The sequence below is a fragment of the uncultured Friedmanniella sp. genome, assembly GCF_964244285.1.
In the GTDB taxonomy this organism is placed as follows: Bacteria; Actinomycetota; Actinomycetes; order Propionibacteriales; family Propionibacteriaceae; genus Microlunatus.
The window spans coordinates 411,554-427,189 of sequence record NZ_CAXTHT010000001.1 but is presented as its reverse complement, the minus strand read 5'-3'; the positions used below and the strand labels follow the sequence as shown (position 1 = coordinate 427,189).

The 15,636-nt window shown below is 70.3% G+C and carries 12 protein-coding genes and 1 pseudogene; 9 read left to right on the top strand and 4 right to left on the bottom strand.

The genetic code is table 11. The features are described from left to right. Positions 1 to 121 precede the first annotated feature (121 nt). On the top strand, positions 122 to 748 hold the full coding sequence (locus ACFE7W_RS02020; RefSeq protein ID WP_375423098.1) for an ANTAR domain-containing response regulator: 627 nt from the start codon (positions 122 to 124) through the stop codon (positions 746 to 748). Positions 749 to 808: 60 nt separating this feature from the next. Here ACFE7W_RS02020 and ACFE7W_RS02015 read toward each other — a convergent pair whose 3' ends face one another. Beyond that, positions 809 to 2,173, bottom strand: coding sequence for a 2-oxoadipate dioxygenase/decarboxylase family protein (locus ACFE7W_RS02015; protein WP_375423097.1), 1,365 nt, complete (start codon positions 2,171 to 2,173; stop codon positions 809 to 811). Positions 2,174 to 2,272: 99 nt separating this feature from the next. Here ACFE7W_RS02015 and ACFE7W_RS02010 point away from each other — a divergent pair, with 99 nt between their 5' ends. Beyond that, positions 2,273 to 3,433, top strand: coding sequence for an NAD(P)/FAD-dependent oxidoreductase (locus ACFE7W_RS02010; RefSeq protein ID WP_375423096.1), 1,161 nt, complete (start codon positions 2,273 to 2,275; stop codon positions 3,431 to 3,433). 84 nt (positions 3,434 to 3,517) lie between these two features. Beyond that, positions 3,518 to 5,062, top strand: a complete 1,545-nt coding sequence (locus ACFE7W_RS02005) for an aldehyde dehydrogenase family protein (RefSeq protein ID WP_375423095.1) — start codon at positions 3,518 to 3,520, stop codon at positions 5,060 to 5,062. Positions 5,063 to 5,227: 165 nt separating this feature from the next. Here the strand turns inward: ACFE7W_RS02005 and ACFE7W_RS02000 are convergent, their stop codons facing one another. Both ACFE7W_RS02000 and ACFE7W_RS01995 read right to left on the bottom strand, forming a co-directional pair. Continuing rightward, the gene (locus tag ACFE7W_RS02000; RefSeq protein WP_375423094.1) at positions 5,228 to 5,809 is read right to left on the bottom strand and encodes an MFS transporter; all 582 of its coding nucleotides are present in this window, start codon (positions 5,807 to 5,809) and stop codon (positions 5,228 to 5,230) included. Positions 5,810 to 5,876: 67 nt separating this feature from the next. After that, positions 5,877 to 6,380: pseudogene (locus ACFE7W_RS01995) on the bottom strand (MFS transporter); the annotation flags it as partial. 378 nt (positions 6,381 to 6,758) lie between these two features. Between ACFE7W_RS01995 and ACFE7W_RS01990 the strand changes: the two are divergent. The 5 genes from ACFE7W_RS01990 (at position 6,759) to ACFE7W_RS01970 (ending at position 12,215) form a co-directional block, all read left to right on the top strand. Next, positions 6,759 to 8,027, top strand: a complete 1,269-nt coding sequence (locus ACFE7W_RS01990) for a branched-chain amino acid ABC transporter substrate-binding protein (RefSeq protein ID WP_375423093.1) — start codon at positions 6,759 to 6,761, stop codon at positions 8,025 to 8,027. A gap of 106 nt (positions 8,028 to 8,133) precedes the next feature. Further along, positions 8,134 to 9,186, top strand: coding sequence for a branched-chain amino acid ABC transporter permease (locus tag ACFE7W_RS01985; protein WP_375423092.1), 1,053 nt, complete (start codon positions 8,134 to 8,136; stop codon positions 9,184 to 9,186). Positions 9,187 to 9,190: 4 nt separating this feature from the next. After that, positions 9,191 to 10,534: a branched-chain amino acid ABC transporter permease gene (locus ACFE7W_RS01980; RefSeq protein WP_375423091.1), complete on the top strand. Its 1,344-nt coding sequence runs from the start codon at positions 9,191 to 9,193 to the stop codon at positions 10,532 to 10,534. Then, positions 10,531 to 11,454, top strand: a complete 924-nt coding sequence (locus tag ACFE7W_RS01975; protein WP_375423090.1) for an ABC transporter ATP-binding protein — start codon at positions 10,531 to 10,533, stop codon at positions 11,452 to 11,454. The genes ACFE7W_RS01980 and ACFE7W_RS01975 overlap by 4 nt, the downstream gene beginning before the upstream one ends. After that, entirely contained in the window at positions 11,451 to 12,215 is a 765-nt protein-coding gene (locus ACFE7W_RS01970) for an ABC transporter ATP-binding protein (protein WP_375423089.1), read from the top strand. The genes ACFE7W_RS01975 and ACFE7W_RS01970 overlap by 4 nt, the downstream gene beginning before the upstream one ends. A gap of 3 nt (positions 12,216 to 12,218) precedes the next feature. On the opposite strand, the gene ACFE7W_RS01965 is transcribed toward ACFE7W_RS01970, so the two are convergent. Continuing rightward, positions 12,219 to 12,629: a PaaI family thioesterase gene (locus tag ACFE7W_RS01965; RefSeq protein WP_375423088.1), complete on the bottom strand. Its 411-nt coding sequence runs from the start codon at positions 12,627 to 12,629 to the stop codon at positions 12,219 to 12,221. A 206-nt stretch (positions 12,630 to 12,835) separates the two neighbouring features. Here ACFE7W_RS01965 and polA point away from each other — a divergent pair, with 206 nt between their 5' ends. Further along, positions 12,836 to 15,517: a DNA polymerase I gene (polA, locus tag ACFE7W_RS01960; protein WP_375423522.1), complete on the top strand. Its 2,682-nt coding sequence runs from the start codon at positions 12,836 to 12,838 to the stop codon at positions 15,515 to 15,517. Positions 15,518 to 15,636 lie beyond the last annotated feature (119 nt).

The window sequence follows — 15,636 nt, the reverse complement described above, 5'->3', positions numbered from 1 at the left end:
CCTCCTGGTGCGACCAGGGTGGGCGCGGGACCAGTATCGCGGGTTGCCCGAGCCCTCGACGGCTCCGCCGGACGCCGGCCGGCCGGCAGGTAACGAGCCGCGTAACACGGGCGTGGATAGAGTGTCCGCCGTGAGCAGTGATGACACGCCAGCACGCGGGGGCGCACCGACGCGCGTGGTCGTGGCCGAGGACGAGGTCCTGATCCGGCTCGACATCGTCGAGATGTTGACCGAGGAGGGTTACGAGGTCGTCGGGCAGGCCGGTGACGGTGAGGCTGCCGTCGCCCTGACCACCGAGCTGAAGCCCGACCTCGTGGTGATGGACGTGAAGATGCCGAAGCTCGACGGGATCAGTGCCGCCGAGCAGATCGCCTCGAAGCGGCTGGCGCCCGTGGTGATGCTGACGGCGTTCAGCCAGCGCGAGCTCGTCGACCGGGCCCGCGAGGCCGGGGCGATGGCCTACGTGGTCAAGCCGTTCGGCAAGGCCGACCTGGTACCCGCGATCGAGATCGCCCGGGGCCGCTTCGTCGAGATCCAGGCGGTCGAGGCCGAGGTGACCGACCTGACCGAGCGGCTCGAGTCCCGCAAGGCGGTCGACCGGGCCAAGGGCCTGCTGCAGACCGGCCTCGGGCTCACCGAGCCGGAGGCGTTCCGCTGGATCCAGAAGACGGCGATGGACCTGCGCAAGTCCATGCGCGAGGTCGCCGAGGGTGTCATCGAGCACGGCGCCGCGGGCAAGAAGCGCTGATCCACCGACGTGTCAGAACGTCAGGGGGTCAGAGCCTTCTGAGGTTCTGACAACTCGGCCTCAGAGACCCAGCCGACGGCGCGCGGTGCTCAGGCTGGCCTGGTGCTGGGCCTCGTAAAGGTCGAACGGGTCGTGCAGCGGCCGGGCGAGCACCCCTTCCAGCCATTCGGCGTCGAGGTCGGCGCCGGCCACGTCGGTGTCCTTGCTACCCGCCTCGCTGAGGTTGGAGACGAAGATCCCGGCGGCCGAGCGGGGCAGGAAGTCCTCGTAGACCACCGGGTCGGCGCGTAGCCAGCCGTCGCGCAGCAGCTCGGCGGTCGATCCCTCGGGCGCCCCGACCCCCGCGCGGTCGGGGACGGCCGTCACCGTGCAGACGCCGAGCCCCTCGGCGTAGAGCCCGGCCTCGGTGGCGGGGAAGAACCCCGCCCAGACGGCCGCGGCGTCGTCGCCACCGGACCCGGCCGCAGCGTCCACCGCGGCCACCGCCTCGTCGTAGCGGGCCCGGCCGGCCCGGGTGAGCGCGACGCCCCGGGCCTCCACCTCGCCGAACCGGACCCGCAGCGAGCCTTCGCTCACCGAGCCGTCCGCCTCCCGGAACTGCCGCGGCTCGGCCAGCGCGCGGAAGGAGGTCTGGCGCAGCAGGACGTCGGGGCCGGCCCAGCGCGGCGGCCCCTGGATCGCGTCGATCATGGCGATCCCGCGGGCCGACATGGCGGCGTAGAGCGCGTCGATGTCCAGCACCCGCGGAGTCAGGTGGTTGATGTGCGTCGAGCCCACACCGCCGATGTCGGCCGCCACCGCCGACACCTGTTCCAGCTCGCGGTACCAGGTGCGGTCGATCGGTTCGGCCGACAGCGCGAACGAGCCGGCGGCCAGGGTCAGGAACGTCTGCGCGTCCTCTTCGGACAGTCCGCCCTCGGCCACCGCACGGTCGGCCAGCTCGAGCAGCTCGTCGGCGAAGAGCCGCCGCCGGGACAAGAACGCCTGCAGCCGCGTCGACAGGTCCGCGCTGAAGAACCGTCGGTCCGAGGTCGCCAGCACCGAGGTGAACACCCGGAACGGGTTGGCGGCCAGCTCGTCGGCCTCCAGCGGGCGGAAGGCCGTCGAGACCACGGGCACCGAGCTCGCGGACGCGTCGCGCAGGTCGTAGTAGCCGGTCGGGTGCATGCCCATCGCCGCGAAGACCCGGGCCACCTGGGCCAGCTCGGCCGGGGTGCCGACCCGGATCGCGCCGTGCCGTTCGGCCGTCACCCGGTCCAGACTGCCCAGCCGCTCGGCGGACTCGCCCGAGCGGGCGACGACGTCGGCGTTGACCTGGTGGGCCACCTCGACCAGCGTGCGGTAGGCGGGGACCTCACGCCCGTAGAGCTCGGAGAGGACCACTGCGAAGCGCGCGCGCAACGCCGTCGAGCCCACCGTGGCCATGGTTCTCCTCACTCCCGCATCGCGGTCGCGACGGCCGGATGTCCTGGGGGACGATACTGGTTGCTTCTGCTCAGAACGAGTTCCAGGAGGGCGACGGCTGTGGGGACCCCGACCGAGCACGTCCGCGACGTCGTGATCATCGGCGGCGGCGTGATGGGCACCAGCAGCGCCTACCACCTCGCCCGCGCCGGCGTGAGGTCGGTGACCCTGCTGGAGTCGGGCGAGCTGGGGGGAGGGTCCTCGGCCAAGCCGCTGGGCGGGGTCCGTGCGGTGTTCTCCGACCCGGCCAACATCGCCCTTGGCGCCCGCAGCCTGGCCGCGTACACCCGCTTCGGCCGTGAGGTCGGGGTCGACATCGGGCTGCAGCAGGTGGGCTACCTGTTCGTCATCCGGAACGCCGCGGACGTGCCCGCCTTCGAGCACAGCGTCGCGCTGCAGAACGCGATGGGGGTGCCCACCCGGATCATCGGCCCGGCCGAGGCCGTCGCCCAGTGTCCCTACCTCTCGGGTGAGGACCTCGTCGCCGCCGTCTGGTCCCCGGACGATGGCTTCGCCCGGCCTGCCGACGTGGTCCGCGGCTATGCCGCCGGCGCTACCGGCCTCGGCGTGGAGATCCGTACCGGGGCCCCGGTCAGCGCGGTCGAGGCGACGCCCGACGGTCGGGCCCGGGTGCACACGACCGACGGGGTCTACCGGGCCTCCGCCGTGGTCTGCACCGCCGGAGCGTGGTCGGGCCGGGTCGCGACGTTGGCGGGGGTCGATCTGCCCATCCACCCGTTGCGCCGTCAGGTCGCCTTCACCGCACCGCTGACCCCGCCCCCCGGACGGGTGCCGTTCACCATCGACTACTCGACCACCGCATACTTCCACGGCACCGAGGACGGCGGCCTGCTGATGGGCTGGGCCGACCCGCTCCAGACGCCGGGCTTTGGTCGCGAGGTCAGCACCGACTGGCACGAGTCCCTGCGCGCGGCCGTCCGGACGATCGCGCCGGGGGTGGCCGACGCGCCCCTGGTCAGCGGCTGGGCCGGCCTGTACGAGATGACGCCGGACTGCAACGCCGTGATCGGTGAGAGCGACGCCGGCTTCCGGTTCCTCTACGCCGCGGGCTTCTCCGGCCACGGCTTCCTGCAGGCTCCGGCGGTGGGGGAGTGCGTCACCGACCTCTACCTCCGTCGGCGGCCGGTGGTCGACGTGTCCGGCTTCGCCCTCGAACGCTTTGGCCAGCCGGCGGTCCGGACCGAGCTCGCCATCGTCTGACCCGGCCGCGCCGCGCCGGCCGCACCCGTATCCCGTATCCCGTACCTGATCCTCAAACCCGCAACACCCACGAAGGACAACGACATGACCTCCACCCTCACCCGCCCCGGCTCCAGCACCGACCAGCTGAAAGATCGGGCCGCTGCCGCCCTCGCGCGCTGCGGGGCCGACCCGGAACGGCTGCCGGGCACTCGTCGGCTCCCCGTCCGGTCCCCGATCACGGGCGGCGTCGTCGCCGAGGTCCCGATGGCCGATGCCGGCGACCTCGACGAGGTGATCGCCACGGCGCACCGCGCGTTCCTCGCCTGGCGGGCGGTCCCGGCCCCCGTCCGCGGGTTCCTGGTCAAGCGGCTGGGCCAGCTGCTGAACGAGCACAAGAGCGACCTCGCCGACCTGGTCGGCATCGAGGCCGGCAAGATCCGCTCCGAGGCCCTCGGTGAGGTCCAGGAGATGATCGACATCTGCGACTTCGCGGTCGGTGTCTCACGCCAGCTCGAGGGCCGCACGATGCCCTCGGAGCGTCCCGGGCACCGGCTGATGGAGACCTGGCACCCCCTGGGCGTGGTTGCCGTCATCTCGGCCTTCAACTTCCCGGCCGCGGTCTGGGCCTGGAACACCGCCCTCGCCCTGGTCTGTGGCGACACCGTCGTCTGGAAGCCGTCCGAGGCCACCCCCCTGATCGCGGTCGCGGCCTCGGCACTGCTCGAGCGCGCCGCCGCCGAGATGGACGCCCCCGAGCACCTGAACACCGTGGTGGTCACCGACGCCGCGGGTGCAGCCCCGCTGGTGGACAGCCCGCTGGTCCCGGTGGTCAGCGCGACCGGCTCGGAGCGGATGGGTGCGGCGATCGCGCCCCGGATCGCGGCCCGCTTCGGCCGGGCCATCCTCGAGCTGGGTGGCAACAACGCGGCCGTGGTCAGCCCCTCAGCCGACCTCGACCTGGCCGTCCGGGGCATCGTCTTCGCCGCCGCCGGCACCGCCGGCCAGCGCTGCACCACCCTGCGTCGGCTGATCGTGCACGAGTCGGTCCTGGACGAGGTGGTCGAGCGGGTGGCGAACGCGTACCGGAACCTGCGGGTCGACGACCCGTTCGCCGACCACGCCCTGGTCGGCCCGCTGATCAACCGGGCAAGCTATGAGGCGATGCAGTCGGCGTTGGAACAGGCGGTCGCGGCCGGCGGTCGGGTCGTGGTCGGCGGCGACCGGGTGGACCAGGGGAGCGAGGACGCGTACTACGTCCGGCCCGCGCTGGTCACCATGCCCGAGCAGGCCGGCATCGTCCACCGGGAGACCTTCGCGCCGGTCCTGTACGTGATGTCCTACGCCACCTTCGACGAGGCTGTCGCGCTGCACAACGAGGTCCCGCAGGGACTCTCGTCCAGCATCTTCACCTCCGACCAGCGCGAGGCCGAGCGCTTCATGGCGGCCGAGGGTTCCGACTGCGGCATCGTGAACGTCAACATCGGCACCTCGGGCGCCGAGATCGGCGGCGCCTTCGGCGGCGAGAAGTCCACCGGCGGCGGCCGCGAGTCCGGCTCGGACGCCTGGCGCGGCTACATGCGCCGGGCCACCAACACCGTCAACTACTCCTCCGAGCTTCCCCTGGCTCAGGGCGTCGACTTCTCCTGACCCCTGACCGCCGACCGCCGACCGCCGACCGCCGACCCACCCTGAGCTGGGTCCTGACCCCCACTTCACAGGGGGTCGGTGCACCTCACAGCCTTTGGAGCGGGCGCAAAGGGCACCTCGAGCCTGTGACGTGGGGGTCGGCCGACGCACCCGGGGGCTGGCGGGTCAGGCGGGACCAGCAGCAGGGTGGGTGAACCGGGGGCGGCCGACGAAGAGGGCGACGACCGCCTGCAGGGCGGCGACCACCGCCACGGCGACCAGGGTCGAGCTCCAGCCGGCCGTCAGCCGGAAGAGCAGACCGGCGCCGAGGGGGCCGGCGACGGCGAGCAGGTAGCCGACGCTCTGGACCATGCCGGACAGCTGGGCGGTGTGCCGGGCGCTCCGCACCCGCTCGCCCACCAGGGCCAGGGCGACGACGAGTGAGCTGCCGCCGCCCAGACCGGCGAGGACGACCCAGACGAGCAGCCAGGACGGGGCCAGCAGCAGGCCGAGGGCGCCCAGCAGCACGGGGACGCTGACGGCGACGCCGACCAGCCGGTGGTCGGCGCGGGCGCGCATGAACGCCGTCACGCCGAGACCGGCCGGGATGCCGATCAGCTGGTAGAGGACCAGGTGCCAGCCGGCGGTGGTGGAACTGACTCCCCGGCTGACCTCGATGGTCGGCAGCCAGGTCACGAGCAGGTAGAACGTGGTGGCCTGGGTGGCCATGAACGCCGTCACCTGCCAGGCGACGGACGAGGACCACATCGAGGACTCCCGACGCTCCCGTGTTCCTCCCCCGATCTGGCGGGACCGCGACGTCGGGGCCCCCGCGCCGCGCCCGAGGCAGCCAGAGAACGGCCACCACGACGCTCAGCAGACCCCAGACGGCCACCGCGACCCGCCACCCGTACCGGTCCGCGAGCGGGACGGCGAACCCGGACGCCGTGGCGGCACTCACGCTCAGCACCGCGGAGTAGATGTCGGTGACCCGAGGGACGTCGGTGGCGAAGTCACGCCGCACGATGACGGGGACGGCGACGTTGGCCACCGCGATCGAGGCTCCGAGCAGGGCTGTCCCGACCCCGAGGGTAAGCAGGCCGCCGGGCAGCGACCTGAGCACCGTGGCCACGACCAGCGCCAGGGTGGCGACGAAGACCACCCGGTCCGCACCCCACCGGCGTACCGGCAGGTGCACCAGCGGCGACACGGCGGCGAAAGCCAGCAGCGGTGCCGCGCCCAGCAGCCCCAACGCGGTGGCCCCGAGTGAGAGGTCAGCCCCGATGACCCCGACCAACGGCCCGATGACGGTGATGGTCGGCCTGAGGTTGGCGCCCACCGCCACGACGGCGAGCAAACCCTTCCCGCGCACTGGGCTCCTCGGTCGTCGTGGTCGGGGACCGGTCCGGCCCGGCGGTTGCGCGGGAGACTAGCAGCCTGCCCGGGCCCCACGAAGCGACGCTCATCCCCATAGCCGACACAGATATTTCCCCGGCCAGAGGCACAACTGGGTTGAAACTTTGCGTGCCGGAGGCTTAACGGAGTCGCAACGTTGTGGTTACATGCCTAGGCGAGGCTGCACGAGTCTCGCTCAGCACTCGGGAGCCGACACCGTTCGTCACGTCGGTGCCCTGCCGGGCTGGGCGTGCGGGCTTTCGATGACGAGAGGTCCGGTGAGCGCACACTGCGCTCCGCCGCGTTTTCCTGAGGAGGAGTTTTGCCAGCAAGAACGATCACCCGCATCATCGCCCTGGGGGCGGTGGCGGCCCTGTCGATGACGGCCTGCGCCAAGAGTGGCGACACCGGCAGCGGGGGAAGCGGCAGCAAGGACCTGGTGATCTCCACCGACCTGCCCCTGCAGGGCTCGAGCGCGACCCAGTCCGACGACACCAACAAGCTGATCCAGCTGTACCTGGACCAGGTGGGCGGCAAGGCCGGCGACTACAACATCACCCTCAAGCCCTACGACGACTCGACGGCGGCCAAGGGCGCCTGGGACGACGCGGCCTGCGCGAAGAACGCCGTCGACCACGTCGCGAACACCGCGGAGGTGGCGGTGATGGGCACCTTCAACTCCGGCTGCGCCAAGATCGAGGTCCCGACGCTGAACAACGACAGCACCGGCCCGATGCTGATGGTCAGCCACGCCAACACCAACGTCGGGCTGACCAAGAAGTGGGACACCGGCGAGCCCGACAAGTACTACCCGACGGGCACCCGGAACTACGCGCGCGTCGTCACCACCGACGACTACCAGGGCCAGGCGGCGGCCACCTTCGCGGCCGATGACCTCAAGGTCAAGAAGGCCTTCGTGCTCAACGACAACCAGACCTACGGGCTCGGAGTCGCCAAGTCCTTCGCCACCTCGGCGAAGGCGGCCGGCATCGAGGTCGTCGGCGAGCAGTCGTGGGACGCCAAGCAGCCCAACTACACCGCCCTGTTCCAGGCGGTGAAGGCCTCGGGTGCCGACCTGGTCTACCTCGGCGGGATCTACGACAACAACGGTGGTCAGCTCATCAAGGACAAGGTCGCGGTGCTGGGTGACAACAGCAAGGTCAGGCTGTTCGCGCCCGACGGCTTCACCGGCTACGACGACCTGCTCAAGCTGCCGCAGGCGGCCGGCATGAACCTCACCTTCGCCGGTCTGACCCAGGACCAGCTCACCAAGGCCGGGGGCGCCAGCGTCAAGCTGCTCGACGCCTTCAAGGCGAAGTACGGCAAGGTCCCGCAGGGCAGCTACCCGCTCTACGGCGTCGCGGCCACGCAGGTCATCCTGGCGGCCATCGCCAAGTCCGACGGCACCCGGAAGAGCGTCACCGAGCAGGTGCTGGGCGGCGAAGGCATCACGATCCCCCAGGCCGAGTCGGTGACGGGCAAGGAGATCAAGATCGACCCGACGACGGGCGACACGACGGCGAAGGACATCACGGTCGAGATCGTCAAGGACAACGAGGAGACCTTCGTCAAGGCCGAGACGGTCCAGTAAGCAGCAGGAGCCGCCGGGTCCGGGTCCCACCGGACCCGGCGGTGCTCGTCCGCCTCCTCCCGCACATCAGTCGATGACCCGAACGTCTGCGAAAGGTTGACACGCAATGGCCGCAACGACCCTGGTGCTGGGTGGTACGCAGAGGAAGGCCAAGGTCCGGCTCGGTCCACTGGTGGAGCGGGTGCTCGGCTACATCATCCTCGGTCTGGTCCTGGTCTGGCTGGTGGCCAACATCGTCGCCGACCCGGGCCGGTTCCTCGGCACCGCGCTCGTCGGCCTGCAGAACGGTCTGCTCTACGCCCTCGTCGCCCTGGGCTACACGATGGTCTACGGCATCATCGAGCTGATCAACTTCGCGCACGGCGACCTGTTCATGCTCTCCACCATCGTGGCCGCCGGGGTGATGGTGGGCATCCTGGGCGTCGGGCAGCTCTCGGTCGCCAGCATCCTCCCGCTGGTCATCGCGCTGATCGTCTGCATGGCCTTCGGTGGGCTGGTGAACGTCTCCGCGGAGTTCCTGGCCTACCGACGGCTACGCTCGGCCCCCAAGCTCGCCCCCCTGATGACCGCGGTGGGCTTGAGCTTCATCTTCCGTGGGGTGGCCCAGCAGGACTACGTCAACGGCTCGGCCCAGAAGAACTGGCCGATCACCTGGGGCGGCCCCGTCATCGAGGGCGTCTACCTGTACAAGCTCGTCATGGTGCTGGCGGTGACCGTCCCGCTGCTCCTGGCGATGACCTACATCGTGTCCAAGACCAAGATGGGCAAGGCGATGCGCGCCGTCGCGCAGGACCAGGACGGCGCCCGGCTGATGGGGATCAACGTCAACGGCACCATCTCGTTCGTGTTCATGCTGGGCGGTGCCCTCGCCGGTGCGGCCGGCGTCCTCTACTTCCTGTGCCAGACCCAGACCTACTACGACACGGGCACCCAGCTCGGCCTGATCGCCTTCACCGCCGCCGTCCTCGGAGGCATCGGCAACCTGACGGGCGCGGTCGTCGGCGGCCTCGCCATCGGGATCGTGCAGGCCCTGAACGAGGGTGGCGCCTACGGGCTGGGCTCCAACTGGTCCCAGACCGTCGTCTTCCTCATCCTGATCGTGCTGATGGTGTTCAAGCCCGAAGGCATCTTCGGCCGGCCCACGACAGAGAAGGTGTAACGCCATGTCGGCAGCTTCTGCGGTGCACGTCGGGCCCCAGCGTTCGCTCCGTCGCTTCGCGTGGCCGATCGGCTACGTCGTCGTGATCCTCTTCCTCTTCCTGCTCTACCAGACGATCCTGCCCAGCCTGGTGAAGTCGGTCTCGGCTCCGGTGGTCGCGTGGCTGCCCGTCGCCACCATCAACGAGTGCCTGATGTGGGCGATCATGGCTCTCGGGCTCAACGTCGTGGTCGGCTACGCCGGCCTGCTCGACCTGGGCTACGTCGCCTTCTGGGCCCTCGGTGGCTACACCGCCGGTTGGCTGATGGCCTACCCGTTCAACTGGACCTGGACCTTCCACCTCTTCTCCCCGGTGAAGTCCACGGCTCCGGGCACCCACATCAACTTCTGGATCGTCATCCTGGTCGCCGGCGTGCTCTGCGCCATCCTCGGCCTGATCATCGGTGCGCCGACGCTGCGGCTGCGGGGTGACTACCTGGCGCTGGTCACGCTCGGCTTCGGTGAGGTCATCACCCAGTTCTTCCGCAACTCCAACAACATCGCCGGCTTCAACGTGGCCAACGGTGACCCGGGCATCTCCTCCATCGACCCGATCGGCACCGGTCCGCTCGGCGCCGCCGGGATCGCCCCGAAGCTGTTGACCAACTCCGCGGCCGGCAACATCTGGAAGATCCTGGTACTGGGCTTCCTGGTCGGCATCTGCATCTTCGTCTCGCTCCGGATCCGCGAGGGCCGGCTCGGCCGAGCCTGGCTGGCCATCCGTGAGGACGAGCTGGCCGCCAGCATGATGGGCGTCCCCCTCGTCCGCACCAAGCTGCTCGCCTACGCGGTCGGAGCCTTCTTCGGCGGCATCGGGGGTGTGGCCAACGCCTCGGGCATCACGACGGCCGTCTCGCCGTCAGGCTTCGACTTCGGCAAATCGGTGCTGGTGCTGCTGATGGTCGTCCTCGGCGGGATGGGCAACGTGTGGGGGGTCACCATCGGCGCCTTCCTGCTGTCCTGGCTGAACGGCAACGGCCTCAAGCAGATCGGCGTCCAGGCCGACTCGTTCTTCGGCACCCACCTCGAGGCCACCCTGCCGCGTTACAACTACATCATCTTGGGCCTGCTGCTCGTGCTGATGATGCTGTTCCGTCGCGAGGGCCTGATCCCCGAGGGCCGCACCAAGGCCTTGATGAAGACACCCTCGAGAACCGAGGCCGAGTCCCTCGGTGCCGACAGCCTCGAAGCCGCCGCCGAGACCGAGGCGGTCGAGCACGCCGACGCCGGCTCCGACGCCAAGATCGTGGCCTCGGCCGCGGCGGTCAGCGGCGTCCAGGCCCACTCCCGCGGGGAGGACGACCGATGACGGAGTCGCTGGCCGACGCCACCCAGCTCGGCGGCACACCGAACAGCCCGGACGCCCCGTCGGGTGGTCCGAGCGACCAGGGCCCGGTGAGGCGCGACGTCTCGACCTCCGGGCTGGACCCGGTGGAGGCGAACGTCCTCTACGCCGACCACATCACCATCCGCTTCGGCGGTCTCGTGGCGGTGAACGACGTCTCGTTCGCCATCCCGCCCAAGTCGGTGATCAGCCTGATCGGGCCGAACGGTGCCGGGAAGACGACCTTCTTCAACGTCCTCACCGGTCTCTACGAGGCCTCCGAGGGCACGGTCTACCTGAACGGCCGCGACGTCACGGCGGTCAAGCCGCACAAGCGGGCCTCGATGGGGATGGCGCGGACCTTCCAGAACATCCGCCTGTTCGGCCTGATGACGGCCGAGGAGAACGTGATGGTCGCCATGCACCCGCACCTGAAGGCCGGGGTGTTCTCCACCATCATCCGGACGCCCGGGCAGCGACGTGAGGAGCGGCAGGCCCGCGACACCGCGCGTGAGCTGCTCGAGTACGTCGGCATCGGCCACGCGGAGGGCGAGTTGGCCCGCAACCTCTCCTACGGCGACCAGCGGCGGCTCGAGATCGCCCGGGCGATGGCGCTGCGCCCCAAGATCCTGCTGCTGGACGAGCCCACGGCGGGCATGAACCCGCAGGAGTCGTCGAACTTCAACGACTTCGTCTACCGGGTCCGCGACGAGCGCGACATGTCCGTCCTGCTGATCGAGCACGACATGAGCGTGATCATGAAGATCAGCGAGCGGATCACGGTGCTCGACCGCGGCAACATGATCGCCGAAGGCACCCCGGACGACATCCGCAACAACCAGACGGTGATCGAGGCCTACCTCGGCAAGACCGGTACCCGCGAGGGAAAGAGGCAGCCGAAGTGAGCACCGAGGTCGTTCCCGGGACGGGCACCGCTCGTGGCAAGGGTGTCGACGCCCTGCTGGAGCTGAAGGGCGTCAACGTCAGCTACGGCAACATCGCGGCGGTCAAGGAGCTCTCGCTGACGGTGTACCCCGGCGAGATCGTGACGCTGATCGGCTCCAACGGGGCCGGGAAGTCGACCACCCTGCGGACCATCTCCGGCCTGCTGCGGCCGCGGTCGGGGGATGTGGTCTTCGAGGGCAAGCGGATCAACGGCGTGCCCGGCCACGACGTGGTCAAGCTCGGGATCTGCCAGTCGCCGGAGGGCCGCAAGATCTTCCAGCGGATGACGGTCTCGGAGAACCTCGACCTCGGCGCCTACACCCGCAAGGACACCGCGAAGATCGCGGAGGACCGGGAGAACGTGCTCGAGCTCTTCCCGCGGCTGCGGGAGCGGATCGACCAGAAGGCCGGCACCATGTCCGGCGGTGAGCAGCAGATGCTGGCGGTCGCACGGGCGCTGTTGGGCAGCCCGCGGCTGCTGCTGCTCGACGAGCCGTCGATGGGTCTGGCGCCGGTGCTCGTGGACGTCATCTTCGAGACCATCGAGCGGATCCGGGCGCAGGGCACCACCGTGCTCCTGGTCGAGCAGAACGCGCTGGCCGCCCTCGAGATCGCCGACTACGCCTACGTGCTCGAGTCGGGCCGGCTCAACCTCGAGGGGCCGGCGGCGGACCTGCTGGACGACCCGTCGGTGACGGCCGCCTACCTCGGCGGCCACTAGCACTCATCGTCGGTCCGGCACCACCTGGCAGGTCAGCCGCCCGGTGCAGACGCGCTGGCCGTCGTCGTCGACCAGCACGACCTCGTACGTGGCGACAGTCCGCCCGAGCCGCAGGGCAGTGGCCGTCCCGGTGACCCAGCCCGAGCGGGCAGTGCGGTGGTGGGTCGCGTTGAGGTCGACGCCGACCGCCACGTAGCCCTCACCGGCGTGCAGGTTGGCTCCGATGGAGCCGAGCGTCTCGATCAGGACGCCGGACGCGCCGCCGTGCCACAGCCCGAGCGGCTGGGTGTTCCCCGTGACCGGCATCCGCCCGACCACCCGCTCCGCGCTCAGCTCGATCGGCTCGAAGCCCATCTTGAGGTCGAGGGCGCTGGGTAGCAGGGCGTACCAGTCGGGCAGGTCGGGTGTGGTCACCCGCGACAGCCTAGGGAACGCAGGCTGTCGACACGTCGGGGGCGGAGTCGCCACGGAAGGGTCAACACTGCCGGACCGGCACTGTCAGTGGCCGCAGATAGAGTCGCCCCGTGCCTGGAAGAACCGCCCCCGTCAAAGCTGCCCCGGGATCCCGGGCCGCCAAGAACGCGGCCGCGGCCGCCGCAGCGCCGCCCTCACGTCCCAAGCTGCTGCTGATCGACGGTCACTCGGTGGCCTACCGCGCCTTCTTCGCGCTGCCGGTGGAGAACTTCTCGACCCAGACGGGCCAGCACACCAACGGCGTCTTCGGCTTCACCTCGATGTTGATCAACGTGCTGCGCGACGAGGCGCCCACCCATATCGGAGTGGCGTTCGACGTGTCGCGGCAGACGTTCCGCTCCGAGCTGTACACCGAGTACAAGGCCACCCGCAGTGCGACCCCGGACGAGTTCAAGGGTCAGCTCGACCTGGTCAAGGAGGTGCTCAAGGCCCTCAACATCCCCTACGTGGACAAGCCCGGCTTCGAGGCCGACGACGTGATCGGCACCCTGGCCACCCAGGCCGAGGCGCAGGGCTTCGACGTGCTGATCTGTACCGGCGACCGGGACGCCTTCCAGCTCGTGACCGAGAACGTCACGGTCCTCTACCCACGCAAGGGCGTCTCCGACCTGGCCCGGATGACTCCGGCCGTGGTGGAGGAGAAGTACTTCGCCACGCCGGCCCGCTACCCCGACCTGGCGGCCCTGGTGGGGGAGACCAGCGACAACCTGCCGGGTGTGCCGGGTGTCGGCCCCAAGACCGCGGCCAAGTGGCTGGAGACCTACGGCAGCCTGGAGGAGCTGGTCGCCCACGCCGGCGAGCTCAAGGGCAAGGCCGCGACGGAGTTCCAGGCCCGGACCGAGTCCGTGCTGCTCAACCGCCAGATCAACGCGCTGGTCCGCGACCTCGAGCTGCCGCTCAGCGTCGACGACATGGTCCGCCAGCCCTGGAACCGCGAGGCCACCCACCAGCTGTTCGACGGCCTGGAGTTCCGGGTGCTTCGAGACCGGCTGCTGGAGGCGCTGCCGAACGAGGACGAGATCGTCCCCGAGGGCGGGTTCGAGCTGACGGGGGAGGTGCTGGGGGCCGACCAGCTGACGGCATGGCTGTCCGAGCACGCGGCCGGCGCCCGGACGGGGCTGGACGTGATCGGGCACTGGGGCTCGGGGACCGGCGACATCACCGCGCTCGCCCTGGCCGCGGGTGACGGGGCTGCAGCCTACGTCGACGTGCTTGCCCTGACGCCCGCGGACGACCGCGCGCTGGCCGGTTGGCTCGCCGACCCGACCCGCAGCAAGGCGATGCACGACGCCAAGGGCGCGCTGCTGGCGCTCTGGGCTCGGGGCTGGGACCTCGACGGGCTCACCTCCGACACCCAGCTGGCGGCCTACCTGACCCGGCCCGACCAGCGCACCTTCGACCTGGCGGACCTGACGGTGCGCTACCTCAAGCGCGAGCTCCGGGTCGAGGGCGTGCCGGACGCGCTGGACCCCGAGCAGGACACGCTGGACTTCGGCGACGACGACTCCGGCACCCGGCTGGCGGCCGAGGCCGCGATGGTCCGGGCCAGTGCGGTGATCGACCTGGCCGACGCCCTGGACGCCGAGATCGAGCAGCGCAACGGCAGTAGCCTGCTGAACGGGGTCGAGCTGCCGCTGTTGCGCACCCTGGCCCGGATGGAGCAGATCGGCGTCGCCGTCGACCTGAATCACCTTGAGGCCCTGGAGTCCGACTTCGGCGCGACGGTGACCCGGGCGGCCAACGACGCGTACGCCGTGCTCGGCAAGCAGATCAACCTCGGCTCGCCCAAGCAGCTGCAGGTGGTGCTCTTCGACGAGCTCGGCATGCCCAAGACGCGCCGGACCCGGACCGGTTACACCACCGACGCGGACGCCCTGCAGGCGCTGTACGCCAAGACTGAGCACCCGTTCCTGGCGCACCTGCTGGTGCACCGGGACGCCATCCGGCTCAAGCAGACCGTCGAAGGCCTGCTCAAGTCGGTGGCCGACGACGGCCGGATCCACACCACCTACGTGCAGACCATCGCCGCGACCGGGCGGCTCTCCAGCACCGACCCGAACCTGCAGAACATCCCGATCCGGACCGAGGAGGGCCGCCGGATCCGGCAGGCGTTCGTGGTCGGGGAGGGATACGAGGCCCTCATGTCGGCCGACTACTCCCAGATCGAGATGCGCATCATGGCGCACGCCAGCGAGGACGCCAGCCTGATCGAGGCGTTCCGGTCGGGAATGGACTTCCACACGGTCACCGCCTCCCGGGTGTTCGGCGTCGAGCCGACGGCCGTGAGCCCGGCCGAGCGGGCCAAGATCAAGGCGATGAACTACGGCCTGGCCTACGGGTTGAGCGCCTTCGGACTGAGCCAGCAGCTGAGCATCGACACCTCCGAGGCCAAGGGGCTGATGGAGGAGTACTTCGAGCGCTTCGGCGGGGTCCGCACCTACCTGCACTCACTCGTCGCCGACGCCCGCAAGACCGAGTACACCGAGACCATCCTGGGCCGGCGCCGCTACCTGCCCGACCTGATGAGCGACAACCGGCAGCGCCGCGAGATGGCCGAGCGGATGGCGCTGAACGCCCCGATCCAGGGCTCGGCCGCCGACATCATCAAGGTCGCGATGCTCGACGTCGAGCAGGCGCTGCTCGAGGCCGGGATGCGGAGCCGGATGCTGCTGCAGGTGCACGACGAGCTGGTCTTCGAGATCGGACCGGGGGAGCGGCTCGCGCTGGAGGCGCTGGTCCGGGACAAGATGGGCCACGCCGTCGAGATGACCGTTCCCCTCGACGTCTCGGTGGGCGTCGGCCGATCCTGGCACGACGCGGCCCACTGACCCGGGCTTGCCGAAGGACGGCCACCGCAGCCCCCGTTGCCTGAGCCTGTCGCAGGGGCGTGAATTGACCCTGCTTTGGCCGGGAACTATTCTGAGATGTCGCTGTGGCCTACGTGACT

What these genes read in the sequence shown, in the direction of transcription:
- ACFE7W_RS02015 (WP_375423097.1), bottom strand. Translation starts at nt 2,173, where the DNA reads ATGGCCACGGTGGGCTCGACGGCGTTGCGCGCGCGCTTCGCAGTGGTC.
- ACFE7W_RS02005 (WP_375423095.1), top strand. Translation starts at nt 3,518, where the DNA reads ATGACCTCCACCCTCACCCGCCCCGGCTCCAGCACCGACCAGCTGAAA.
- ACFE7W_RS02000 (WP_375423094.1), bottom strand. Translation starts at nt 5,809, where the DNA reads ATGTGGTCCTCGTCCGTCGCCTGGCAGGTGACGGCGTTCATGGCCACC.
- ACFE7W_RS01985 (WP_375423092.1), top strand. Translation starts at nt 8,134, where the DNA reads ATGGCCGCAACGACCCTGGTGCTGGGTGGTACGCAGAGGAAGGCCAAG.
- ACFE7W_RS01980 (WP_375423091.1), top strand. Translation starts at nt 9,191, where the DNA reads ATGTCGGCAGCTTCTGCGGTGCACGTCGGGCCCCAGCGTTCGCTCCGT.
- ACFE7W_RS01975 (WP_375423090.1), top strand. Translation starts at nt 10,531, where the DNA reads ATGACGGAGTCGCTGGCCGACGCCACCCAGCTCGGCGGCACACCGAAC.